Source organism: Microbacterium sp. NPDC058062 (assembly GCF_042885375.1).
Classification (GTDB): Bacteria; Actinomycetota; Actinomycetes; order Actinomycetales; family Microbacteriaceae; genus Microbacterium; species Microbacterium trichothecenolyticum_C.
The window spans coordinates 648120-672695 of sequence record NZ_JBHVSC010000004.1; the positions used below are offsets into that span (position 1 = coordinate 648120).

The following is a 24576-nucleotide window of genomic DNA, read 5'->3' on the forward strand; positions in this document are numbered from 1 at the left end:
CGTCTCAGACCGTCGGGCGCTCGGCCGAGGCCGGCTCCGAGAGCAGCTGGTCGAGGAGCGCGAGGGCGGCGTCCTGCGGAGCGTCGGGGTCGAGCAGCCACTGGGTCTGCAGACCGTCGGATGCCGCGATCACGAGCGCGGCGGTGGCCAGTGGGTCGACGTCGGCCCGGATGCGACCCGCCCGCTGGTTGTGGCGCACCCGTTCGGCGATCTCGGCGCGCACGCGGACGAAGCGCTCCGTGGCGAACTCGCGCGCGGCGGGGTGCCCTTCCTCGAGCGCCGATGCGACGAGCGACGAGTACAGCTGCACGAGCCCCTGCACCTCGTGGTTGGCGTCGCTCCAGCGGCGAAGGAGCTCGGTGGGCGTCACATCGGGAGGGACGGGCTCCCAGTCCTCGCCGCGGGACTCCGACTGGCGGTACACCGCGATCAGGAGCTCCTCGAGCGACCCGAAGTAGTGCTTGAGCGCGGCGTGCGTGACGCCGACCTCCTCGGCGATCGCGCGCAGACTGGTCCGGTCCGAGCCGCGCTTGGCGAACACCTCGATGGCGCGATCGAGGATCTCCTGGCGACGGGCGACGCCCTTCGCGTACGACCCTCGCGGGGTCGGCTGCTGCTCCGCTTCGGCCATGCGGACCATGCTACCGAAGAAAAACCTCCACATGGAGGTTTTCGTGGTACCGTTTGGCGATGACCACGTCTTCCTCCGGAGCCGTCGGCGTCGGCATCATCGGCGCCGGCAACATCAGCGACCAGTATCTGACGCACCTGTCGAGCTTCCCCGACGTGCGCGTGATCGCGATCGGCGACCTCCTCGAGGACCGCGCGAAGGCGCAGGCCTCGACCTACGGCGTGCCCCACGCGGGCGGCATCGACCTCGTGCTGAACGACCCCGACGTCGACATCGTCGTGAACCTCACCATCCCGGCGGTGCACGTCGAGGTCTCGCTGGCGATCATCGCGGCCGGCAAGCACGTCTGGACCGAGAAGCCGATCGGCATCGACCGCGAGGAGTCGCAGCGGCTTCTCACGGCGGCGGATGCTGCGGGCCTGCGCGTCGGCGTCGCGCCCGACACCGTTCTCGGCCCGGGTGTGCAGACGGCCAAGCGCGCGATCGCGCGTGGCGACATCGGGCGCCCGCTGTTCGCATCGACCTCGTTCCAGTGGCAGGGCCCCGAGATCTTCCACCCGAACCCCGCGTTCCTGTACGCCAAGGGCGGCGGACCGCTCCTCGACATGGGTCCGTACTACGTGTCGGCGCTCGTGCACGTGTTCGGCCCCGTCGCGTCGGTCGCGGCCCTCGGCCTGAAAGGCTCCCCCACCCGCAAGGTGCAGGTCGGCGAGCTCGCCGGTCAGGAGTTCCCGGTCGAGATCCCGTCGACCCTGTCGGTGCTGATGGACTTCGAGCAGGGCGGTCAGGCCCAGAGCCTGTACAGCACCGACTCGCCGCTCCTGCGCCACGGCGTCTTCGAGATCAACGGCACCGAGGGCACCATCGTCATCCCCGACCCGAACTACTTCGGCGGGCCGATCACGATCACGCGTCCCCTGACCGAGATGGCGCCGCCCGCATCGCGCGTCCAGGAGGTCGTCGAGGTTCCGCAGGAGGGTGTGCTCACCGGCCGCGGCCTGGGCCTGCTCGACATGGCCCGTTCCATCCGCGACGGCCGTCCGCACATCGCCACCGGCGAGTTCGGGTATCACGTGCTCGACACCCTGCTGTCGATCGAGGAGGCCGCGGCGTCGCGCACCTACGTCGACGTCGAGAGCACCCTCGGCGAGGTCGGCTCGCTCCCCGCGGACTTCGACCCGCTGGCCGCGACGCTCTGACGCATCCCGCTTCACACGAGACCCCCTGCCGCTCGGCAGGGGGTCTCGCGCAGGGGGTGACGGATGCCGCGGCCCGCGGCATCCGCGATCTCCGTGGTGTCAGCCGAACAGGTCGCGGAGACCGGGGAGCTCGAAGTTCGAGATCTGCTCGCCGATGCCGGTGACCGCTTCGCCGGCGCCCGCGAGCTGGTCGGAGGCTCCGGCGATGAGGTCGCCCGCGCCGCCGAAGTCGACACCGCCCGCGATCGCGTCGAGGTCGACACCGCCGGCGATCGTGTCGAAGTCCACGCCCAGCGTCGCCGCCTGCGCCAGGAGCGGGACGGCGACGGCGCTCACCACGGCTGCTCCGGCGACGGCGCCGAGCATCCCTCCGGCACCCGCGAGTGCCGCGCCGCGCGCCATGCCGCCGGGTGTGGACGCACCGCGTCCGCCGCCGCCGACCCGCGCGAGCAGGCCCGCCATCGCCCCGGGCCGCACCGCCTCGGTGCGCGCCGCGGCGCGCGCGAGGTCGGGGGCCTCGGCGGAGCGCGGCTGTTCGGCCGGACGCAGCTCGGCGCGCATCCCGGCCTGCACCTGCGCCCGCTGCTCCGGCGTGAGACGCGCGAAGGCCTCTCGGTGGATGGCCTCGACCTGGTGCGGGTCGGAGGTCTGCAGCAGGTACTCGTAGCGGGCGATCGCAGCCCGGTCGGCCGGGGTCGCGAGCGAACGCGGTGCACCGGCGGCGGGCGCAGCAGGTGGGGTGAGCCCGATCGGCGCCGCGGGTGCGGAGGCGGCCGGCGGCGCCGCCGGGGCGGTCGCGGGCGACGAGGCCGCGGGTCGCCCGTCACCGGTGACGGCTCCGGCCACCTCGCGCACCATCGAACGCCAGTCCGTGCCGCCGCCGGGCTTGGCGTTCGACGAACCGGACGAGTCGAGGGCCTTCGCGGCGAGGCCGAAGAGACGGTTGAGCGAGCTCATGGGGTTTCCTTCCGGATGGGAGACATGGCGTGATGAAGAACGCCAAGGTCTCCTCCGCCCCGGAGGGCCGGCAGCCCGGGATCCGGCGCTGGATCCGTAATGACGAGCGTGCCGCTGGCGGGAGTACTCCCCTTGTGCGATCCAGCCTAGGGTGAGGCCGGCGCGCCGACGGCCGCTCCGGGCCCGGACCCCGCCACTCTCAGCAGATTGATCGATTCCGCTACAGGCGGCCGACCGTCTCGATGTCTTCGAGGAAGTCGGCGGCGACCTGGGCCGAGACCGTTGCCCGCGTGCCCGCGATCGCCGCGGTGTAGTCGGCCATGAACGGGCCCTCGGGCTCGGATGCGCCCGAGTCCACGGCGTTCTCGAGCGCGGACTGCGACGCCTTGCGCGCGGCGAACTCGATGTCGGCGGGCGAGAACCCGTCGGTCATCGCGACGAGCTCGGGCACGTCGATGCCGACCGCGGCCTCCGGAACATACCGGCGCCAGATGGCGTCACGAGCCTGCTCGTCGGGAAGGCCGATCGGGATCACGTAGTCGAAGCGGCCGTGCCGGAGGAACGCGGCATCCAATGATCTGATGAAGTTCGTCGCGCAGATCAGGAGGCGTCCGGGCTGCTCGCGGAAGGCGGGGATGATCTTGAGCAACTCGTTCGTCACGCCCTGCGTGGGCGAGGGCGGCTCGCCCTGGCGGTGCGAGGCGATCTCCTCGACCTCGTCGATGAAGACCACGGCGTGCTCGAGCTCGGCGATCGTCGCGAACGTCTCGCGCAGCGCGCCGGCGAGTCCTCCCGGGTGCGACGCGAGGCGGGAGGGGAAGACCTCGACGAACGACCACTCCAGGCGGGAGGCGATCGCCTTGGCGAACGTCGTCTTGCCGGTGCCGGGCGGCCCGAACAGCACGATCGCGCGCGGCGGCACCACGCCGAACCGCTCGGCGAGTTCGGACTGCGCCAGCGGCAGCACCACGCGGCGTTCGAGGAGCTCCTTCTCCGTGTTCATGCCGCCGACCGCGTCCCAGAGCCCGCGGGGCAGCACGCGACCTCCGAGCTCCGCGAGGCGCTTGAGTTCCTCGCGCTGCACGGGGATGTGCCGCTCGAAGTAGTGGAGGTCCTGCTTGAGGGCGAACCCCTGGCGGAGGAACGCCCCCACTCGCGTCTCGACGGCGGGCATCAGCGCCGACAGCTTCGAGATGCCCTGCGGCGCCATACGCGCCTCGAGCGCCGACAGCAGCGACGAGCCCATGCCCGCTCCGCGCAGGTGGGAGGCGGTCGCGAGGAACACCACCCAGCCCTGCGCGTGCGCGGCGCGGCCGATCGCGGCGCCGACGACCTGCTCGCCCATGACCGCGACCACCGCATGGTCTTTCGCGCACGAGGCGAGCACCTCGGACAGGCTGTAGACCGGCTCGACGCCCTCGGCGGTGACCTGCTCCCAGAGCCGCAGGATGCCGTCGACGTCGTCGGCGTGATAGTCGCGGATGCGCCAGCCTGCCATGCCCGGACTCCCTTCGGTGCGAGGTGGGTCGCCTCAGGCTACCCACGGGGGAAAGGCTCGGACAGTCGTATTAAGCACGTCCGGCCGGACGGACTGTCGGGCGTCGCCGGGCTGCAGCCTCACAGCTTCCAGACGACCCTCGTCGCGAAGTAGCGCACAGACGGGACGGATGCCTCGGTCCGAGGCATCCGTCCCGCCACTGCTCAGCGGGTCACGGGGCCGCCGCTCACGTCGTAGGCGCGCAGCCGGCCGCACATGCCGAATCCTCGTTCGCCCTCGAGCGACGGCGCCTGGGAGACCGCAGCCGAAGCGAGGTGCCCCGCGTCGCCGGCGGCGAGCGCCCGGGTGATGTCGAGGCTGTGCGCGGCCTGCGCCGCGGGACCCCGCTCGACGATGCCGGTCCAGTCCGCGGCCCGTCCCTGCACCAGCCGAGCGGCCGCCGCGTGGAACTCCTGCAGGGGACCGAGGTCGCCGGCCCGCGCGGCGTCACGGAGGACGAGGAATCCCTCGACTGCGAGATCGCGCCGTCGCGCCGCCGCCGCGGCCCGTGCCTCCAGCGGCTCAGCAGGGAGCGCCGCGGCTGCGGCGTATCGCGCGGCGTCGGCGACGATGTCGGCCGGGAAGGTCATCACGGCGTCGCCCGCCTCCGGAAGCCCCGCGTTGCCCATGACCACGAGCACCTCGAGGCCGCCATGGTTCACCGCACGGTGGATCGTGCCGGGGGTGAACCACACCACCGAGCCCTTGCCCAGTTCGGTCTCGCGCAGTCCGCCGGGGTCGAGCGTGTGCAGCTCGCCGTGCCCTCCGATCACGACGTAGCACTCGGTCGAGGCGAGATGCATGTGCGGGCTGCCGCCGCGGAGGCCGTCGGGAGCGAGGTCGTCGTAGACGTCGAGCAGGGTCACGGAGGTGGCGCCGGGGAATGTGGGCGCGGTGTCGGTCACGAAAGCTCCTCTCCCTCTCGACTCAGACTAGGACGGGTTGGAGGATGCCTCGGAGCACGTCGGCGAGCGGCTCCGCAGCATCCGCTCCCCCATCGGCGATGCCGACGGCGTACCGGAACCGCGCGGTCTCGCCGGGAGCGACGACGACCTCTTCGCTGAAGAAGGGCGCGGGATTCAGCGCGGCGAACTCCTCGGAGCGCGCGAACCACTGCGGCGGGTGGTGGGGGTTGGCGCTGTCATCGAGCATGAGCACGAGCGACGTGGCATCCACGTCGTCGTGGCGGCCGACGAAGCCCATCCACTCGAAGCGCGCGCCCCGCACGTCGTCGCCCGCGCCGGAGGCGCCGGGCGCGACGAGCGTGCCGTCGGTGAACGAGCGGGGTCCGCGCCAGAACAGCCCGCCGTAGCCGGCGTTCTCGCGTCCCTTGGTCGTCGGGGAGCCGATGGCGATCGGTGCGCCCGACACGTTGGTCAGCTGCGTGTCGAAGGTGAGGGCCCACGCGTCGTCCGACACGATCTCGGCGGTCAGCGCGCGCTCCTCGGTGAACAGCACGTCTCCTGCCTCCGTGATCCATCGCAGCCCGTGCGCGACCGTGGCGCGCTCGCCCGCCTCGAGCTCGAGCGCCCCGTCGTGCTGCTGCACGCCATTGTTCGGCAGCTGCACGTAGAACTGCCCGTGGACGTACGTGGGGCCGCCCCAGAAGTTCTCGTCGTTCACGACCGGCAGCGCCCAGGCGATGCCCTTGTGCCACACGTGGTCGTGCGGACGGAAGAGGCTGACGACGTCGCCGCGGCGCGTGCGGATCGGGTGCAGATAGGGCTTGGGCGACTCCAAGGGCACCGTCGCGGGCCGATACACGTAGGTGAAGAGGTCGACGTCGCCGTCGCGGACCGTGACCGCTGAGCCGATGTCGTGCGTGATCCGCAGCGCGCTCATGCGAGCACCTCCTTCACGGGAGCCCAGGGCACCATCCCGCCGCTCATGGAGCGGACGAAGGGATCCTCGCCGCGCAGCTCCCCCGCCTGGACCGCGGCCCCACGGAACGCGGAGGCGTAGGTGGCCGCGGCGAACTCGAGCGTGTGCCGCGCTTCGGCGAGGTCGACGCCGGGAGCCTCGCCCGCCTCGAGGGCGTCGAGGATCGCGCGGATCTGGTCACGGTGCCCGCTGGTCGCCCCGCTGTCCAAGCCCTCGGCCCAGCGGGTCGCGAGATGCTCGTGGCCTGGCGCCGGAGTGAAGGTCCAGTCCTCGCTGGTGTATCCGTACAGGTGGCGCACCTCGACGGACGCGAACTCGAAGTCGAACCGCAGCCGCGAGGTCTCGTGCGGCGAGACGAGCGAGTTGACGACGGTCGCGAGGGCGTCGTTCTCGAAGCGCACCAGCGCCATCGAGACGTCCTCGGTGTCGGTCGGTCGCAGCTGCCGTGCGGCGAAGGCGCTCACCTGCGACCAGCGGCCGAAGATCGCGAACAGCAGATCGAACTGATGGATGCCGTGGCCCATGGTCGGGCCGCCGCCCTCGACATCCCATCGCCCGCGCCACGGCACGTCGAAGTACTCGTCGGGGCGGTACCACAGGGTCTCGCAGGTGGCGACGAGGGGCCGGCCGAGCTCGCCACCTGCGACGAGGGCGTCGAGGTGGCGGGCGGCGGCGCCGAACCGGTGCTGGAACACGGTGAGCACCGGCACGCCGGTCTCGGCCTGCACCGCCTCGAGCTCGTCGACCTCGCCGAGGGTGAGTGCCGTGGGCTTCTCGACGAGCGACGGGACGCCCGCGCGCATCGCCTGGATCGCGAGCGGCGTGTGCGTCTGCGGCGGCGTGCACACGTGCACGAGGTCGAGCTCCTCGTTCGCGAAGAGATCGGCCGCGTCCGCGTAGACCCGGTCGACGCCGAAGTTCTCGGCGAAGGCGGCGGCACGCGCACCGTCGAGGTCTACCACGCCGGCGATCTCGACGCGGGGCGAGAGGGCGTTCAGGGCGTCGGCGTGGGCATGGGCGATGCCGCCGGTGCCGATGATGCCGACGCGGAAGGGTGGGCGGGGTGTGGACATCGTGTCTCGGTCCTTCGTGGTGGGGGCGGGGACGGCAGGCGCGGCCCGGGACAAATCGAGCCGCGCCTGCCGGGTCAGGTCACTGGTTGAGGACGACGTCCATCTCGGTGAAGAACTGGTCGACGGCCTCATCGACGGTGATCGTGCCGAAGTTCAGCTCGATGCCGATCTGGCGGAACTTGTCCTCGATGGTGCCGTAGCCGGTCACCGGGACCGGCGGCGCGTCGCCCAGCCGGTCGGCGATGGACTCCTCGTAGTCGGCGATCTGCTGGTTGATGCCGTCGAGGCTCGCGCCCGACATCGCCGTCTCGGAGGCCGGGAACCCTCGGTTGGTGCCGAACACCTCGCCCGTGACCGGGTCGTTCACGAGGAAGTCGATGAGGATCGCGGCGGCCTCGGGGTGATCAGTCCCCGCGGACGCCGAGAGCAGCATGCCGGCCTTCTTGTACAGGTCCTTGGCGCCCTTCTTCGTCACCGGCGGGGCCGTGATCTCGAGCTCGGTGTACGGCTCACCGAGGTTGGCGAGGTAGCTCACGCCGAAGCTGTCCCACGTCATCTCGCTCGTCTGCTGCGCGGTGTCGAAGCCCGTCATCGGCATCGTCTCCTCGAGACGCTGCTGCGGGATGGTGATGCCGTCGCGCAGCTCCTGTCCCGACTCCCAATAGGCACGCAGCTCGTCCTTCGTGAAGTTCACCTCGCCGTCGTCGGTGAAGAGGTCCTTGCCCTTGGCCCGCTGCTGGATCTCGAAGCTCTGGATGCGGCCGGTGTAGTCCGCCCCGCCCCAGACCTCGACGCCCTTGGCCTTCGCGGCGTCGGTGACCTCCGCCATCCAGTCGTTGTAGTCCTGCCAGTCGCCCTCCTCGAACGGCTCGACGCCGATCTCGTCGAGCAGCACGCTGTTCTGGTACATGCTCCACGCGTTCGTGGAGATGGTGATGCCGGTGGTGGCGCCGTCGATCTGTCCGATCTGGAGCACGTTGTCGGGCAGCGGCTCGGTGTCGATGAGCGAGCCGAGATAGGGCGTCAGGTCGAGGAACAGCCCGTTCTCGGCGTATTGCCGGAGGTAGTTGATGTCGGTCTGCATGACGTCGGGGAGCCCGCCGCCGGCCGCCTCCGTCTGCCGCTTCTCCCAGTACTCGGGGAAACCGAGGAACGACGTGTTGACCGTGATATTGGGGTACTCCTCGTGGAAGGCGTCCAGCACCTCGTCGTACAGCTCGGCGCGCACGTCGTTGCCCCAGAACGCGAAGTCCAGGGTCACCTTCTCGTCGGGGTCATAGGTGGGTGCGGTGTCGGCGGCCGGCGCCGAGCCGCTGGCGCAGCCCGTGAGGGCCAAGCCGAACGCGGCCACGGCGACCGTGGCGCCTGCCGCCGTCTTCTTCCTGCGTGTGAACATCATCGTCCTTTCGGAATGCGGTCCTGGTGTCGGGAAGGATCGAGTGAACCTTCACTTAGTGATCGATCACTTCGTTGGGAAGTGAGAATAGTGAAGGTTCACAATCTGTGTCAACATGGATCTCGGAAGGAGGCGCCGTGACCGACACCGCATCGCACCGCCGGCCGACGATCATGGAGGTCGCCCGCCTGGCCGAGGTCTCGCATCAGACCGTCTCGCGCTACTTCCGTGCTCCCGACGGACTCAAGCCCGCCACCAAGGCGCGCGTGCAGGCCGCGGTCGAGCAGCTGAACTACCGCCCGAACCTCGTCGCCCGCTCCATGCGCACCCGGCAGACCGGCCGGCTCGCGGTGGTCGTGCCGACACTCGCCTACAGCCCGGCGCGCATGCTCGCCGGCGCCAGCTCCGCCGCCCACTGGGCGGGGTACGCCGTCGAGGTGCTGGCTCTCGAAGGCGGGGCGGCGGAACGCACCGAGCGCGTCGCGGAACTCGCCGACTCGGGTCAGGTCGACGGCATCGTCTCGTTCGCGCCCGTGCTCGCCTCGCTCGACCTGCAGGCGTCGAGCGGCACGCTCATCGTCGCGTCCGCGGACTTCGACGACGAGATGCGCGGCATTGGCGAGCTCGCGGATGCCTCCGCCCTCGCCGAGGTCATCGAGGGACTCGCGGAGCTCGGCCACCGCAGGTTCCTCCACGTCACCGGAGACCTCCAGTTCGCGTCCGCCCGCGCGCGACGCGACACCTACCTCGAGACGCTCGAGCGACTCGGGCTGGACTCCTTCGGCGTCGTCGAGGGCGACTGGTCGGCCGAGGCCGGCATGGCGGCCGTCGAGGCTCTCCCCGACCGCGACGGACCCACCGCCGTCGTGGCGGCCAACGATCTCGTCGCCGCCGGGGTGATCCGCGCCGCGCTCGACCGTGGATTGCGCGTGCCCGGCGATCTCAGCGTGAGCGGATGGGACGACCAGCCCCTCGGCCGCCTGCTCAGCCCCGCGCTCACGACGGTCGAGATCGACCTCGAGGGCCTGGGCTCACGCGCGATGACCCGGCTCATCGCGGCACTGCGCAACGAGCCCGCACCCACCGAGCCGCAGCAGCTCCACCGCGTCATCTGGCGCGAGTCGACCGGCCCCGCGCCACGATGAACCGCCCCGCGACCGGGGGCCGCAGCGTCCGTCGTCAGTCGCGGGTTCGCGCGTCGAGCTCGGCGCGGGCGGCGTCGATCGCGACGTCGGTCGCGGAGTACCCGTGCTCGGGGCCGGGGAAGACCCCGCCCCGGACTTCGCGGGCGTAGGCCGCGACGCCCGCCACCATGTCGGGTCCGATGGCGCCGTAGCGCTTCACGAACGCGGCCGTCTTGCCCTCCGTGATGCCGAGCAGGTCGTGGATCACGAGCACCTGGCCGTCGGCGGGACCGGCGCCGATGCCGATCACGGGGATCTCGAGCGCCGGCAGCACGACGGCGGCGACGTCCGCGGGCACGGCCTCGATGACGAGCACGCTCGCACCGGCGTCCTGGACGGCGAGCGACTCGCGCACGATGCGCGCGGCCGACTCGGCGGTGCGCCCCTGCGCGCGGAGGCCGCCGAGCGCCACGGCCGTCTGCGGCGTGAGGCCCACGTGCGCGACGACGGGGATGCCGGCCTCGGCGATCGCCCGGATGCGGCTGAGCCGAGCGTCTCCCCCGCCTTCGAGCTTGACGGCGTCGGCGCCGGTCTCCTTGACGAAGCGGATCGCCGTCGTGACGGCCTGCTCGTCCGACACCTCGGTCGATCCGAACGGCAGGTCGGCCACGACGAACGCCGACTGCACCCCCCGGCGCACGGCGCCGGCGAGCACGAGCATCTCCTCGACGGTGACCGCGACGGTGGAGTCGTGCCCGAGCACGACCTGCGCGCCGGAGTCGCCGACGAGCACCATGTCGACCTCGGCCTGCTCCGCGACACGGGCGGTCGGGTAGTCGTAGGCCGTGACCATCACGATCGGCTCGCGGCGGGCCTTCATCTCGGCGAGTCGCTGCAGGGTGACCTGTGCGCGCATGTCACGCACCTCCTAGAACGGTGTTGTCGATGAGCCGCGTGCTTCCGACGCGGGCCGCGATCGCCACCAGCACCGGTCCGTCGACGACGGCGGCGGGAGCGAACGTGATCGGGTCTACGAACGCCACGTACTCGGGACGGATGCCGGATGCCTCGAGCGTCGCGAGGGCTCGCGCGCGCAGCGCCTCGGTGTCGGCGATGCCGGAGGCCGCGGCATCCGTCACCTCCTCCAGGGCGTGCGGGATCGCGAGGGCCTGCGAGCGCTCATCGGGCGAGAGGCGGGAGTTGCGGCTGGAGCGGGCGAGTCCGTCCGCGTCGCGCGACGTGGGGCAGACGACGAGGGTCACCGGGATGCCGAGATCGGCGACGAAGCGGCGGATGACGGCGACCTGCTGGGCGTCCTTCGCGCCGAAGTACGCGTGATCGGGGAGCGCGGCGAGCAGGAGCTTCGTCACGACGGTGGCGACGCCGTCGAAATGCGCACGGCCGCGCTCGGCGCCCTCGAGGGTCTCGGCGATCGGCCCCGACACGCTCACGGCGGTCGCGAAGCCGTCCGGATAGACCTCGGACGCATCCGGGGCGAACACGACGTCGACCCCCTCGGCCTCGGCGAGGGCGAGGTCGGCGTCCTCCGTGCGGGGATAGGCCGCGAGGTCGGACTGCTCGTTGAACTGCGCGGGGTTGACGAAGATCGTCATGACGACGGTGTCGTCGGCGTTGCGGGAGGCACGCAGCAGCGTCGCGTGGCCTTCGTGCAGGGCGCCCATGGTGGGCACGAGGCCGATGCTGGCGCCGCGGCGCTCGCGCAGCGCGGCGCGGAGGTCGGCGACGGTGCGGACGACGATCACGATCCCACCTCCTGTCGTGCGCGGAGGTCGCGCGTCGCGGCGACCAGGGCGTCGAAGAGTTCGACGCGCTCCGGGAGCCGGTCGGCCACCGCGGCGCGTTGACGGGCGACGGTCGCCTCGTCGCCGCGGGCGATCGGACCGGTGAGGGCGGCGGCGCCGTGCGCCTCCCAGTTCGCGACGGTCGCGCGCACGAGCGGGGCGAGTGCCTCTCGCGGAACCCCGGCAGTGGCGGCGAGGTCCTCCGCGAAGGACTCGAGCGTCACGAGGAAGTTCGACGCGATCGACGCCGCCGCGTGGTACGCGGGGCGGTCGTCATCGGCGACGTCGAACGGCGCCATGCCGAGCGCCTCGGCGAGCACATGCGCGGTGGCGAGCGCCCGCGCGGTCGAGCCGGCGAGGGCCGCGGGGACGCCCGCGAACGAGGTGTCGCCGGTCACGGTCGTGAGGGGATGGATGCTGAGCGCCTCGTGCGGTGCGAGCGGCTCGAGCGTGGTCGCGCCCGAGAAATGCCCCACCAGGCGGCCCGGTGCGACGAGTGCCGCCGCTGCGGCGATCTCGGCGTCCGGCACCGCGAGCAGCACGAGGTCGGCGCCGTCGCCGGTCGCGCCGCGGCCGAGCGGGCCCTGCACATCGACGCCCGCGTTCCGGAGGGCCGTCGCGATCGCGCGGCCGACGCGGCCGTCGCCGATGATCGCGACGCGGGCAAGCGCGTGCGCGGGCTGCGAGTCCGGCATCGTCGTCGTCTCCCGTCACGGCGCGTGGATCCGGTCCAGGACGGCTGAACCAGGTTCAAAAATACCCGAGAGGCCACCGGCGGCGTCCACGGGCACCTCCGGCGGCCTCTCCAGGCCCGTCGATCAGCAGATCATCCGGCGATACGGACCCATGGTCCGTTCTTCGCGCCCGGGGTCTGATTGCGCGTCCACCACTTCGCGGTGAACGTCTTGCCGTCATGGACGGCGACGTCGCCGGTGTCGAAGATGCGCGTGGCGGTCCACACGACCGCGGCTGCATCGTCGGTGGCGTACTCCTGCCACGGTCCCCACGGGTCGCCGGGCTTCTGGGCCTGCGTCCACCAGGATGCGACCCACTGGCGGCCGTGATGGAGCACGCGGTCTCCCTCGCTGTAAACGGTCGCCGTCGCCCACTCCGACGGAAGCGGAAGAGCCACCGCGGCGCCGGAGACAACGGCGCTCACCCGACGCGAGCCGTTGGTCGCGGTCGCCTCGAAGCTCGGAGCGGGGACCTCGCCGGCGGCGAGATGCGCGGCGGTGACGACGAGGGTCGACGTGTGGATCGAGGCGGCGCCGCCCACGGCGAGGGTGCCGTCGGCCAGGTCGCCTGCGGAGACGTCGTCGAGCCGCACGTTGCCGGCGTTGATCACCTCGGCGGTGAACGTGACGGTGTCCCCGACGGTGGCGAACTCGTCGCCGTTCACGTCGTTCCAGGTTCCCTCGACCTCCCCGGACAGACGGGGGTCGCGTGCCACGACATCCACCTCGGGTGCCGGCGCGGTCAGCTCCTTCGCGGTCTGGCCTGCGGCTGAGAGGGTCCATGTCGTGGTCGCATCGAAGTAGCCGCGATCGAGGTCGGCCTGGGTCACGGCATGCCGAGCGGTCCCGCACTCGTAGCCGGCGAACCCGGCCAGCGACAGGTAGCGGCAGTTCCCGGCGCCCGGCGGCACGAACGGAGCGAAGGCACCGGTCGTCGGGGTGACCGTCGTCGTCAGCGGCGAGACGTTGTCGACGCGGAACGAGTACGGCACCTGGCCGCCGACCGCATACGGCTGAGCGGCCAGATCGCGCCCGGTGTCGGTGCGCGAACCGGTGATCGACGCATCCAGGATCCCGTCCCGGAGGGCCACGGTCGCCCCCTTCACGGAGACGGTCGTCGCAGCGGACGGATCGGACGCCGGTGCCACGGTGAAGCTGAACTCGGGCGTGTACCAGCCTCGCGCCACGTCATCCGCGGTGATCGTGTGACGAGGCGTCGTGCAGTTGTACGCACCGAGCGCGGGGAGGTTCTGCCAACGGCACGCCGTCGGCAGGAATCCCGTGGTGAAATTCGCCTCCTTCGGGGTGACGAGGGTGACGATGTTCGCCGTGCTCACCACGCGCACCGTGTACGCGAGCACGTCGCCCCCCTGGTACGGGTTCGCGACGACGTCGCGCGCAGGGCTGGTCAAGGTCGAGGTGAGCGTGAGTCCGAGCGGTGCCGGCAGTGCGAACGTCGTCGTGAACTGGCTGACCCGCCCGTCCGACGCCGTGAACGCGGCTTGCAGCCGCTGGGTGCCCTGAGCCCCGGCGGGTGCGGTCACCGTCACGTCGACCGTGGTCGAGGCGCCGGGCGCAAGTCCCGTCACCGCGGCCGTCGACGCCGTCCATCCCGCCGGGGTGTAGAACGAGATGTCGCCGGTCAGCGCCGCGTCCTCCTGGTTGGTGACGGTCACCGGCACGGTGACGGTCGCACCCGCCGCAAGCTGCTGATCGGGGGCCGACAGAGGTGCGCAGGCATAGTTGAGCCAGTCCTCGTCGAAGGTCGAGAGCCGCATGTCGCTGGTGTAGTTGCGCTCCCAGAGGACGCCGATGCGGCCGTCGTCGAGCACACTCGCGCTGGCGTAGGCGAACGATCCGGTGTCGATCGTGCGCAGACCCGGCCAGGTCTCGCCGTCGTCGCACGACACGCGCACCGCGCCGTTGACGCGGCCGCCGTCGGCGCCGTTGTTCGAGTTCACGAACAGCAGCCGCTGCGCGTCGGCGCTCCCCTCGGGGGCGTCGGGGTGCAGTCGTACGATCGCCGCGTTGTTGGTCGGGTCGGGCAGCTCCTTGTCCTGCGTGACCGGCCCGTAGGTGGCGCCGCCGTCGGACGAGATCGCGACTTTGCGGTAGCGGCCGTTCGAGCTGTCGCGTGAGTTGAGCATCACGGTGCCGTCCGAGAGCTCGATGACCTTGTTCTCGTCCATGCCGGTGCCGACGTTCGCGCCCTTGTGCCAGGTGGCGCCGTGGTCGTCGGAGTACACGGAGTAGGCCTGGATGGCGGTGCCGCCCCCGGCCTGCAGCACCGTGCCCGCGTACTGCTGGATCAGGCGGCCGGCGTGCTCGCCGTAGCGGAGTTGGATGCCGCCACCCGAGGTGGCGAAGTTGCCTTTGATGTCGCCCGCGACGGGGGTGTACCGCCCGTTTGTCACCGTGCCCTCGGCCGTCTTCGTGACGTCCGTGATCAAACGGGGCTCGCTCCACGTGAGTCCGCCGTCGTCGGACTGGATCACGGCCGAGCTGATGACCTGACGGTCGGCGTCGTCGTTTCCGTAGGCGCTGCCGCCGAAGCCCTGGTCCTTCGAGAACACGAAGAAGGCGAAGAGGCGGCCCGTCTCGCGGTCGTGGACGTAGCTCGGGTCGGAGTAGCCGTGACGGGGCGCGCTCGCGTCACCGACGTGGCCCGCAGCGATGACCTGCAGCGGTCCCCACGTCACGCCGTTGTCGGTCGAGCGGCGCTGGATGATCGAGTTCGGGTTGGGCGAGTCTGCGGCGCTGCCGGGTCGCGCGTCCCACGCCGCGACGACGACGCCGTCGCCGAGGTGCGCGATGGCGGGGATCCGGTAGAAGAAGTTCGACGCGGTGCGGTCGGCGGCGAGGTTCTGCACGGCATACGTGCCCGGCGCATCAGTGGGATCCGTCAGGTAGCCGGGCGTGGGTGCGGCATTCGCGGGCATCGTGCCGCCGAGGAGGAGCGCCGCGATCAGTGCGGGGACGGCAGCACGTTTCGCCGCGGTGCGCCCGCGTCGGGGTCGGTGCGGGGGAAGGAGACGGTTCATTCGGCCAACCTTTCGCTTGCGTGTCTGACATCAGACATCGTATTTCCGGCGAAGCTATCGGAACCGGCGACGAGGCACAAGAGCTGGATCGCCGATACGTCAGGCGGTCGCGTGTGCGCGGCGGACGACCTCGAGGTTGCGGGCCACCGTCGCCAGCACCTCGGCCGCCGTGCGGTCGGCGGGCAGCCGGCTCACCTTGAGGCCGAGCCACGGCGCGTCCCCCGCGGCGCGGAGTGCGGCGGCCACGTGGGCGTCGTCCAGCAAGGAGCGGGATGACGGATCGGTCGAGAGGATCGGCGGATGCGCGTCGATCCACGCGGAGCCGTACGGGCCGTCGACGGTCGCCACTCCCGAGAACGTGAGGCCCGCGAGGATGCCGGATGCCGCGGCATCCCGGATCTGCGTCGTCACGGCGTCGGCGTCGCGCAGCTCGATCGCCGAGCGGCCCCAGTTCAGCCACAGCCCGATGTCGGCGTCGACTCGGGCGATCGTGGCGATCTCGTCCTCGAGCGGCAGGAACCCCTTCTCGAACGCCTGCCCGGGGCGCACGGCGTCGCAGTGCTCGACCACCAGGCGCGCGTCGCCCCAGTCCCAGCCGCCGACCTCGTCCAGGGAAGCGGCGAGCGCTGCGGGATCGCCACCGCCTCGCGGCGCGGTGTGCAGCGCCACGTAGGCGACGTGCCCGTCGCTGCGCTCCCCCAGCAGCCGCGCGTCGGCGCGGAGCCGCCGGAGGTCGGCGATCGCGGCGGCGCGGCCGGCGGCATCCGTCGACGCGATCCCGTAGGCGGGGTCCTCGGCGGTGCGCCGCATCACCCACGGGAGCGGGGTGAGCGCCAGGCTCGCGCCCGCCGGCACATGGTCGAGGAACCACTGCGGATCGTGCGGGTGCACGGCACCCAGCCACGGAACCTCGAGGCCCGCGACGTCCGGCAGCGCGCAGAGCGCGGGAAGCAGCTCGGCTTCGAGCCCGGGATCCCAGTGCGCGTAGGCCGGGGACGCGGCGTAGGCGCTGATGAGGACGGGTGTCGCTTCGCTCACGGCACGGATGGCCCCTCCAGCGCCCGCACGAACCACGACGTGATCGTGGTCGGGTGGGTGATCGCCGTGCCCACGCAGACGGTGAAGGCTCCCGCCGAGCGCGCGGCCGCGGCATCAGTCGGCGAATGGATGCGCCCCTCCGCGCAGATCGGCCGTGCGCAGCGTGCGGCGATCTGCGCGATGAGCTCGAGGTCGGGCCCCGGCGTGCGGAGCCGCTCACCCGAGTACCCCGACAGTGTCGTGCCCAGGATGTCGGCGCCGGCCCCCTCGGCGGCGATCGCGTCGTCCAGCGACCCGCAGTCGGCCATGACGAGCACGTCGTGGCGTTCTCTCAGTCCTGCGATGGTCTCGGCGAGGGTGCGTCCGTCGGGGCGCGGGCGGCGCGTGCCGTCGAGTGCGACGATGTCGGCGCCGGCCTCCGCGACGGCGAGCGCGTGCGCGAGGGTCGGCGTGATGAAGACGTCGGCGTCGCCGTCCTTCCAGAGCCCGACGATCGGCACCTCGAGGTCTGCGGCCGCCCGGATGTCGTCGAGGCCTTGCAGGCGGATCCCCGCCGCTCCCCCGGCCACGGCGGCGTGCGCGATCTGCACCATGGTGCGCGGGTCGCGCATCGGCTCGCCCGGATAGGCCTGGCACGACACGATCAGGCCACCGGCGAGGCGGCTCAGGATGTTCTCCGCGGTGTCCCTCATGCGGCGTCCTCGCGTTCCTTCCAGATCTCCCAGACGGATGCTGCGGCCCCGCGTAGCGGCGCGTCGCCGGCCAGCACCCCCGGTGTGATCACGACGTCGTGCAGCACGTCGATGACCTCCTCACGGTAGGCGGCACGCAGCGGAGCGAGCCAGTCGTCGCCGATCTGCGCGACGCCGCCCGTGACGACGACGCGCTCCGGATCGAGCAGCGTGACGGCACCGGCGATCCCGCGTCCGACCGCGGCCGCCGACTCGGCGAGCGCGCGGCGCGCGAGAGGGTCGCCCTCGCGGGCGCGGGCGACCACACCACGTGCGTCGGGGGCGACGGGGTCGCCGCCGAGCGACAGGTAGTGACGGTGCATGCCCACGCCGGATCCGATCGCCTCCAGGTGTCCGCCGCGCCCGCACGGGCAGCGCAGATGCTCGGCTCCTGGCACCGGCATGTGCGCGATCTCCCCGGCGACGTGGTGGGCGCCGCGGAGCACGCGCCCCTCGATGACGATCCCCGCCCCGACGCCGGTGCCGACCGCGACCACCAGGGCACTGCGGGCACCGGCGGCTGCGCCGTGGCGGAACTCACCGAGTGCGTGCGCGTCGACGTCGTTCTGCACGTGGACGGGTGCGGTGCGGGCGAGCAGATCGCCGAGCGCTTCGCGCAGGCGCGCCGCGAGCTCCGTGCCGGGCCAGCCGGCCATGGTGTCGGTCGACGAGACGATGGTCCCGCGCGAGACGTCGACGACACCCGCCGTCGCGACGCCGAGGCCGCACGCGACCACGACGCCTTCCTGCGCCATCACGGTCGCCGCGAGTGCGACCACCGTCCGCACGACCGCATCCGGCCCTTCGGCCGCCGGAGTGGGTGCGGTCGCGGCGGCGAGCACGGCGTCGGCGCGATCAGCGACCCCGACGGTCGTCTTCGTGCCGCCGATGTCGACGACGAGCACGACCTCCGGCATCAGGACGCCTGAACGGGCAGCAGATCCAGCTCGGCGAGGATCCCGTGGATGCGCTCCACCGCCGCGTCGTCGAGGGGCTGGGTCGGGAACGCCATGGTCGCGTGATCGATGATGCCTCGCGCCTTCATCGCCGCCTTGAACGCGCCGACCCCGGTCGCGTCGCCCGACAGACCCTGCGGCTGGAACACGATCTCGAACGCACGGTTGATGCGCTCCTGCTCGCCGCGCGCAGCCTCCCAGTCACCGCGGGTCGCAGCATCCCACAGCCGCACGTAACCGGTCGCCTCGACGTTCGCGAAGCCCGGCACCACGCCATCGGCGCCTGCGAGCAGCATGGCGTCGACGACCATCTCGTGCCCCGTCAGGAGCTGGAGCGGGTGCCCTGCGGCGTCGTTCGCGGCGAGCAGTCGCCGGAATCCCACGTCGTCGCCCGACGAATCCTTCACCCCGGCGATGACGCCGTCGCGCCCCAGGCTCATGAGCAGCTCCAGCCCGAGCTTGGAGTGCACCCGCACCGGGACGTCGTATGCCCAGAGCGGAGCGTCGATGCCGGCGGCGACAGCGCGGAAGTGCCGGTCGACCTCGGCCGGCGAGTTGAGCGTGTACAGCGGAGCGGTCGTGACGACCGCATCCGCTCCGGTCGCCACGAGGCGGCGCGAGGTCTCGACGATGCGCGCCGAGGTCAGCTCGATCGCGCCCGCGATGATCGGCACGCGCCCGGCGGCCGCGCTCGCGATCGTGCGCAGGATGTCGACGCGCTGGTCGTCGGTGAAGTAGGCGGTCTCGCCGGTCGAGCCCAGCGCGAAGAGGCCGTGCACGCCCGAGGCGACGAGGTAGTCGACGAGTCGCTCGAGCGAGGCGTGGTCGACGGTGCCGTCCGGCAGGAGGGGCGTGGCGACCGGCGGGACGACGCCGGAGAACGAGCGGGTGGAGGAAGAGGACATCGAGGGTTCCAAGCGGGTTCGCGGCTTCAGCCGAGCGGGGTGGGGTCGAGGAGGGAGGGCGCGGCGCCGAGGAGCGTGCGCGTGTAGTCGTCGAACGGGTCGTCGAACACGCGGGCGGCGTCGCCGTACTCGACGACACGGCCCTTGTTCATGACCGCGATCTCGTCCGACAGGTAGCGGACGGTCTGGATGTCGTGCGAGATGAAGACCATCCCGAGGCCCAGTTCGTTCTTGAGGTCGGTGAGCAGGTTCAGGATCTGAGCCCGCACCGAGACGTCGAGCGCCGACGTCGGCTCGTCGGCGACGATCACCTGCGGCTCCAGCGCCAGCGCCCGTGCGATCGCGACGCGCTGGCGCTGACCGCCGGAGAGCTGGCTCGGAAGCGCGTCCAGCGCCGAGGTCGGCAGCCCGACCAGGCCGATGAGCTCCCTCACCCGGCGCTCGCGCTCGGCCGGCGAGCCGACACGGTGCACCTGCAGCGGGTCGAGCAGGCCGTCGCGCACCGTCATACGGGCGTTGAGTGCTGTCGCCGGGTCCTGGAACACCACCGAGAGGATGCGTCCGAGGCGGCGGCGCACATCGCGGTTGAACGACGTCACCGGCTCGCCGCCGAACACCACCGTGCCCGACGTGGGCTGCTCGAGCCCGACGAGGACTTTGGCCGCCGTGGACTTGCCCGACCCCGACTCGCCCACGATGCCGAGGGTCTGCCCGGCCTTGACGGTGAGCGAGACGCCGGCGAGCGCGTCGACATAGGTCTTCGTGAACAGTCCGGACGTGCGCGTCTTGAACCGCACGTGGACGTCCTGCAGCTCGATGATCGGCTCGGTCATCGCGCACCTCCGATCGGCTGGACGGGCGCATCCTCGGGATGCGCGGCGTAGTAGTGGTCGGTCCCGGGCACGTGTCGACGCACCGGCACGACGCCCTTGTTGCGGGCGGGGTTCGCCGATCGCGGGGCGAACCGATCGCCGGCGGGGAAGTCGTGTGGCGACGGCACCGTGCCGGGCACCTGGTGTAGGCGGTCCGATCCCGACTCGATCGACAGCACCGCCCCGAGCAGGCCTCGCGTGTACTCGTGCACCGGCTGGGTGAGCAGCTCACGGGTGGTGCCCTGCTCGACGACCTGCCCCGCGTACATCACGGTGATGCGGTGCGCGAGCTCCGCGACGAGCGCGAGGTCGTGGGAGACGAACAGCATCGCGAACCCGAGCTCCTCGCGCAGCGAGTTGAGCAGCTCGATCACCTGCGCCTGCACCGTGACGTCGAGCGCGGTCGTCGGCTCGTCGGCGATCACCAGGCGGGGGTTGCGGGTGAGCGCCATGGCGATGAGCACCCGCTGGCGCTGGCCGCCCGACAGCTCGTGCGGGTAGGACGCGAGCGTCCGCTCCGGATCGAGACCGACCAGCGTCAGCAGTTCCTCCGCCGTGCGGGTGCCGCCGCGCGACGTGAGCTGCTTCATCTGCCCGCGGATCAGGATCGCCGGGTTGAGCGAGCTCAGCGCGTCCTGATAGATCATCGCGATGTCGTGGCCGCGCAGCGCGTTGCGCTCGGCGGGCGACATCTGCAGCAGATCCTTGCCGTCGAACATGATGCGGCCGGTGATCGTCGCGCTCTCGTCGAGGAGACCCATGATCGCGAGCGAGGTGATCGACTTGCCGCAGCCGGACTCACCGACCAGCGCCATCGTCTCCCCGGGTCGCACCGTGAAGTTCACGTCGTCGACGACGGAGACGTCGCCGTGGCGCGGGAACGAGATCGACAGATCCTGCACCTCCAGGAGCGGCGGCGCGTCGGAGGTGTAGACCAGCCGGTCCGTGCGCTCCAGCTCGACCTCGCGGAGCTCCGCGAGGCGCTCGTCGAGAGGGACGACGGTCGTCGTGGCTTCGAGCACCGGCGTCGTCACCGTGACCACGGGCGTCTCTGCACGCTCGTACGCACTGCCGTCCGCGACATCCGCCGCCGATGAGTCGTGCCCAGTCGGGGCCTGCACGGCCTCCAGTGCGGAGGTCGACTCCTCCGTCGACACCGCATCGGCACTGAGCCTGCGGGCCTTGGGGGCGACCATGGCATCGGTCATGCCCTCCGACACGATGTTGAGGCACAGCACCGTCGTCATGATCAGCAGGCCCGGGAAGAACGTCGCCCACCAGGCGCCGCTCATGAGCAGGTTGCGGCCCGCGGCGATCACGTTGCCCCACGAGGGCTCGGGGTCGGGGACGCCGGCCTGCAGGAACGACAGGGATGCCTCGAACACGATGGCGTCGGCGACGAGCACCGTCGCGAACACCAGGACAGGGGCCATGGTGTTGCGCGCGACGTGCTTGACGATGATCCGCGAGGTCGACGCGCCCATGACCTTGACGGCCGACACGTAGTCCTCGCCGTACTGGTCGAGCACGTTCGCCCGCACGATGCGGGTGAGCTGCGGCACGTAGAGGAACGCGATCGTCAGGATCAGCACCGGCAGCGACCGGCCGAACACCGCGACGAACACGGCGGCGAGGGCGATGCCGGGGAACGACATCACGACGTCCATGACCCGCATCAGCGTCTCGGAGATCCACTTCGGCGCCGTGGCCGCGATCGTGCCGAGCACGACGGCGGCGATCAGCGCCGCGAGCGTCGCGCCGAGGCCGATCGTCAGGGAGTAGCGACCGCCGTAGACGAGCCGCGAGAAGATGTCGCGGCCCTGTCGGTCGGTGCCGAACCAGTGCTCCGAGCTGGGCGGCTGCACCGGGGGGCCCGAGGCGAGCGGGTCGTACGGCGCCACGAAGGGCGCGAAGATCGCCGCGAGCGCGATGATCGCGATGATCGAGAGGCAGATCACCGTGCCGGTGGACAGCGACCCCAGGCGCAGGCCCGGCGTGGAGAGTCGTTCGGTCAGTTTGCGTCGCATGTCGTCACACCGCCCGGATTCGGGGATTGATGAGCACGTACAGGAGGTCGACGATGATGTTGATCACGACGAAGGCCAGCGCCACGGCGAGTGTGACACCCTGCACGAGGTTGGGTTCGTTGTTGGTGACGCCGTTCAGGATCAGCGTGCCCATGCCGGGGATGGCGAAGATGACCTCGATCACGACGGCGCCGCCGAGCAGGTAGCCGACCCGCAGGCCGAGCACGGTGACCGGGGTGATGAGGGCGTTGCGCAGCACGTTGCGACCGACCACGATCACACGAGGGATGCCGGCGCCAAGCGCGGTGCGGACGTAGTCGCGATCGAGCTCCTCGACCATCGAGGTGCGCACCACGCGCGAGAGCTGGCCGATGACGGGGATCGCGAGGGCGATCGCAGGAAGCGTCATGCGCGCGAGCCAGCCCGCCGGGTCCTCCCAGAAGTCGGGGAGCGGACCGGATGCCGGGAGCACCGCCAGCTGGAGGGTGAACAGCTGGATGAGCAGGATCGCGAGCCAGAACGACGGCGTCGACAGCGACGCCACACCCAGGACACGGATGATCTGGTCGGGCCAGCGGTCGCGGTAGACGGCGGCGAGGACGCCGAGCACGAACGCGACGACGACGGCGATGAGCAGGCCGAAGAACGTGAGCGACAGCGTGATCGGGAACGCTCGGGCGACCTCGTCGGTGACCGGGAGGCTTCGCGCCGAGTAGGTGCCGAGGTCGCCCTGGAACAGTCCGGCGAGGAAGTCGAGGTACCGCACGATGAGCGGGTCGTTGAGGCCGTTGGCGTCGCGGTACGCCTCGAGGGCCTCGGGAGAGGCGGTCTCCCCCAGCGCGGTGCGCGCCGGGTCGACCGGGGAGAAGGACATCACGAAGAACACGAGGAAAGTGATGCCGAGGATCATCAACGGCAGCTGCAGGAGCCGCCGACCGATGAGGCGGAGCGTGTTGGACACGTGCCGCTCCTTCCTGGGGCGAGTGGTGGGGAGGGCGGAGGGTGCGCTCGGGCGGCGCACCCTCCGCCGTGGATCAGCCGGCGGCGACGCCGACGTCGAGGAACGACAGACCTGTCGTGGGAACCGGCTGGAACCCGACGAGCTGCTCGCTGCTCCACGCGGTGGGGAGCTTGCGGTGGAAGAGCGGGTAGAGCACGGCCTGCTCGGCGATCAGGTCGAACGCCTGGTTCCAGGTCTGCTGCTGCGCGTCACCGGTCTCCTGCACCGCGGTGTCGAGCAGCTCACGCAGCTCGGCGTACTCCGGGGTGTCCGCGAAGTGGGTACGGGTCTGCGTCCAGACGTTCGCGCCGTACCACCAGTTCATGAGCAGGTCGGGGTCGCTGCCGAAGACCGACGGGTCACCCGGGGCGACCATGACGGTGTAGTCGCCGGAGTCGACCTTGGCGTACTGCGCCGCTGACTGGCCGATGTCGAGCGTGACGTCCACCCCGATCGCATCGAGCGACTCCTTGATGAGCGGCGCGACCTCCTTCACCCAGCCGGTGTCGGTCGTCAGGAGCGTGATCGAGAGGTCGGAGACGCCCGCCTCGTCGAGGAGCTCTTCCGCCTTGTCGGGGTCGTAGCTGTAGACCGTCGACGCCTCGTTGTAGTTCGGATACGTGTCGGGGAGGAACGACGTCGCAGCCGTCGCGTTGCCGAGCATGCCGGTCTCGATGATCTTGTCCATGTCGAGGGCGTAGAAGAACGCCTGGCGGACGCGGGGGTCGTCGAAGGGCGGCGCCTGGGTGTTGAACATCATGAAGAGCAGGCCGAACGACTGCACGCTCTCGACGTCGGCCGTCGCGGCCAGCGTGTCGACGTCGATGTAGGGGACGTCCTCCATCGCCTGGATCGTGCCCGACGACATCGCGGTCACGCGCGCGGCCGAGTCCGCGAGGAGGTTCCAGTTCATGCCGGCGGCCTTCGCGGGGCGCGGGCCGTTGTAGTCGTCGAACCGCTCGAAGACGAGCTTGTCCTCGGGGACCGCCGAGACGAGCGAGTACGGGCCCGAGCCGACCGGGTTGGCACCGAAGGCCTCGGGGTCCTCCTCCACGAGAGCCTGGGGGACGATCTTGACGATTCCGAGGCGTTCGTTCAGCAGCGAGAACGGGAACTTCGTGGTGATCTCGACGGTGTCGTCATCGACGGCGGTGACGGAGTCGATGAAGCTGATGTACGTGGTGAACAGCGAGCCGCTGGCGGGGTCCAGCACGCGCTCGTAGCTGTACACGACGTCGTCCGCGGTGACCGGGTCGCCGTTCTGGAACGTCGCGCCCTCGCGGATGTCGATGTCGTAGGTGGTGTCGTCCACCTGGGTCGGCAGATCCGCGGCGAGCGCGGCGTACGGCTGCTTGGTCACCGGGTCGAGGTCGACGAGCCCCTCGAAGATGTGCCAGTTCGCCGCGACGGTCACGGCGCCTGACGCGATCATCGGGTCGAAGCTGCCGCTCAGCGCGTACGAGATGCCGGCTTCGATGACGCCATCGGGATCGACCTCGGCGCTCGCGTTCGTCTGCTCGGGCGTCGAGGATGCGGCCGATCCGCATCCCGCCAGCACGAGCGCGGTGGCCACGGCGCCGGCCGCTGCGACCGCAAGACGACCGCGCCGGGTGCGCGTCGTGTATCGGTTCATGTGTGCTCCAAATGATGAAGGTTGGACATCTTGAGAACA

Annotated in this window: 21 protein-coding genes; 2 read left to right on the top strand and 19 right to left on the bottom strand. The window is 71.2% G+C overall.

What is annotated here, in order from left to right:
* Nucleotides 1-4: 4 nt before the first annotated feature.
* On the bottom strand, nt 5-631 hold the full coding sequence (locus tag ACFVSU_RS16215; protein ID WP_387145050.1) for a TetR/AcrR family transcriptional regulator: 627 nt from the start codon (nt 629-631) through the stop codon (nt 5-7).
* Between the two features lie 59 nt (nt 632-690).
* On the opposite strand from ACFVSU_RS16215, the gene ACFVSU_RS16220 reads away from it, so the two are divergent.
* Nucleotides 691-1830, top strand: a complete 1140-nt coding sequence (locus ACFVSU_RS16220; RefSeq protein ID WP_387145053.1) for a Gfo/Idh/MocA family protein — start codon at nt 691-693, stop codon at nt 1828-1830.
* A 99-nt stretch (nt 1831-1929) separates the two neighbouring features.
* On the opposite strand, the gene ACFVSU_RS16225 is transcribed toward ACFVSU_RS16220, so the two are convergent.
* The 6 genes from ACFVSU_RS16225 to ACFVSU_RS16250 form a co-directional block, all read right to left on the bottom strand.
* The gene (locus ACFVSU_RS16225) at nt 1930-2787 is read right to left on the bottom strand and encodes a cation-transporting ATPase (protein ID WP_387145056.1); all 858 of its coding nucleotides are present in this window, start codon (nt 2785-2787) and stop codon (nt 1930-1932) included.
* Nucleotides 2788-3007: 220 nt separating this feature from the next.
* Complete coding sequence (locus tag ACFVSU_RS16230; protein ID WP_387145059.1) at nt 3008-4285, bottom strand: ATP-binding protein; 1278 nt, start codon at nt 4283-4285, stop codon at nt 3008-3010.
* A gap of 203 nt (nt 4286-4488) precedes the next feature.
* Nucleotides 4489-5229, bottom strand: a complete 741-nt coding sequence (locus ACFVSU_RS16235; RefSeq protein ID WP_387145062.1) for a cupin domain-containing protein — start codon at nt 5227-5229, stop codon at nt 4489-4491.
* A 22-nt stretch (nt 5230-5251) separates the two neighbouring features.
* Nucleotides 5252-6166, bottom strand: coding sequence for a PmoA family protein (locus tag ACFVSU_RS16240; RefSeq protein ID WP_387145065.1), 915 nt, complete (start codon nt 6164-6166; stop codon nt 5252-5254).
* Nucleotides 6163-7278 (bottom strand): Gfo/Idh/MocA family protein, encoded by a 1116-nt coding sequence (locus tag ACFVSU_RS16245; RefSeq protein ID WP_387145068.1) that lies wholly within the window; start codon nt 7276-7278, stop codon nt 6163-6165. The genes ACFVSU_RS16240 and ACFVSU_RS16245 overlap by 4 nt, the downstream gene beginning before the upstream one ends.
* Before the next feature lie 79 nt (nt 7279-7357).
* Entirely contained in the window at nt 7358-8674 is a 1317-nt protein-coding gene (locus ACFVSU_RS16250) for an ABC transporter substrate-binding protein (protein ID WP_387145072.1), read from the bottom strand.
* Nucleotides 8675-8811: 137 nt separating this feature from the next.
* Here ACFVSU_RS16250 and ACFVSU_RS16255 point away from each other — a divergent pair, with 137 nt between their 5' ends.
* Nucleotides 8812-9819, top strand: a complete 1008-nt coding sequence (locus ACFVSU_RS16255) for a LacI family DNA-binding transcriptional regulator (protein WP_387145075.1) — start codon at nt 8812-8814, stop codon at nt 9817-9819.
* A 34-nt stretch (nt 9820-9853) separates the two neighbouring features.
* Here the strand turns inward: ACFVSU_RS16255 and panB are convergent, their stop codons facing one another.
* From panB to ACFVSU_RS16315, 12 genes are all read right to left on the bottom strand, one after another.
* Nucleotides 9854-10714, bottom strand: a complete 861-nt coding sequence (panB, locus tag ACFVSU_RS16260) for a 3-methyl-2-oxobutanoate hydroxymethyltransferase (RefSeq protein ID WP_387145078.1) — start codon at nt 10712-10714, stop codon at nt 9854-9856.
* 1 nt (nt 10715) lies between these two features.
* Nucleotides 10716-11561: a pantoate--beta-alanine ligase gene (gene panC / locus ACFVSU_RS16265; RefSeq protein WP_387145081.1), complete on the bottom strand. Its 846-nt coding sequence runs from the start codon at nt 11559-11561 to the stop codon at nt 10716-10718.
* Entirely contained in the window at nt 11558-12295 is a 738-nt protein-coding gene (locus ACFVSU_RS16270) for a DUF2520 domain-containing protein (protein ID WP_387145085.1), read from the bottom strand. The genes panC and ACFVSU_RS16270 overlap by 4 nt, the downstream gene beginning before the upstream one ends.
* Nucleotides 12296-12426: 131 nt before the next feature.
* Nucleotides 12427-15375, bottom strand: a complete 2949-nt coding sequence (locus ACFVSU_RS16275; protein WP_387145088.1) for an exo-alpha-sialidase — start codon at nt 15373-15375, stop codon at nt 12427-12429.
* A 99-nt stretch (nt 15376-15474) separates the two neighbouring features.
* Nucleotides 15475-16413, bottom strand: coding sequence for a DUF4862 family protein (locus tag ACFVSU_RS16280; protein ID WP_387145090.1), 939 nt, complete (start codon nt 16411-16413; stop codon nt 15475-15477).
* The gene (locus tag ACFVSU_RS16285) at nt 16410-17105 is read right to left on the bottom strand and encodes an N-acetylmannosamine-6-phosphate 2-epimerase (RefSeq protein WP_387145093.1); all 696 of its coding nucleotides are present in this window, start codon (nt 17103-17105) and stop codon (nt 16410-16412) included. Before ACFVSU_RS16285 ends, ACFVSU_RS16280 begins: the two co-directional genes overlap by 4 nt.
* Complete coding sequence (locus ACFVSU_RS16290; RefSeq protein WP_387145096.1) at nt 17102-18061, bottom strand: ROK family protein; 960 nt, start codon at nt 18059-18061, stop codon at nt 17102-17104. The genes ACFVSU_RS16285 and ACFVSU_RS16290 overlap by 4 nt, the downstream gene beginning before the upstream one ends.
* Complete coding sequence (locus tag ACFVSU_RS16295; protein ID WP_387145098.1) at nt 18061-19005, bottom strand: dihydrodipicolinate synthase family protein; 945 nt, start codon at nt 19003-19005, stop codon at nt 18061-18063. Before ACFVSU_RS16295 ends, ACFVSU_RS16290 begins: the two co-directional genes overlap by 1 nt.
* A gap of 26 nt (nt 19006-19031) precedes the next feature.
* On the bottom strand, nt 19032-19838 hold the full coding sequence (locus ACFVSU_RS16300; protein ID WP_387145101.1) for an ABC transporter ATP-binding protein: 807 nt from the start codon (nt 19836-19838) through the stop codon (nt 19032-19034).
* The gene (locus ACFVSU_RS16305; RefSeq protein ID WP_387145104.1) at nt 19835-21904 is read right to left on the bottom strand and encodes a dipeptide/oligopeptide/nickel ABC transporter permease/ATP-binding protein; all 2070 of its coding nucleotides are present in this window, start codon (nt 21902-21904) and stop codon (nt 19835-19837) included. The genes ACFVSU_RS16300 and ACFVSU_RS16305 overlap by 4 nt, the downstream gene beginning before the upstream one ends.
* Before the next feature lie 4 nt (nt 21905-21908).
* Complete coding sequence (locus ACFVSU_RS16310; RefSeq protein ID WP_387145107.1) at nt 21909-22865, bottom strand: ABC transporter permease; 957 nt, start codon at nt 22863-22865, stop codon at nt 21909-21911.
* A gap of 73 nt (nt 22866-22938) precedes the next feature.
* On the bottom strand, nt 22939-24537 hold the full coding sequence (locus tag ACFVSU_RS16315) for an ABC transporter substrate-binding protein (protein WP_387145109.1): 1599 nt from the start codon (nt 24535-24537) through the stop codon (nt 22939-22941).
* Between the last annotated feature and the right edge of the window lie 39 nt (nt 24538-24576).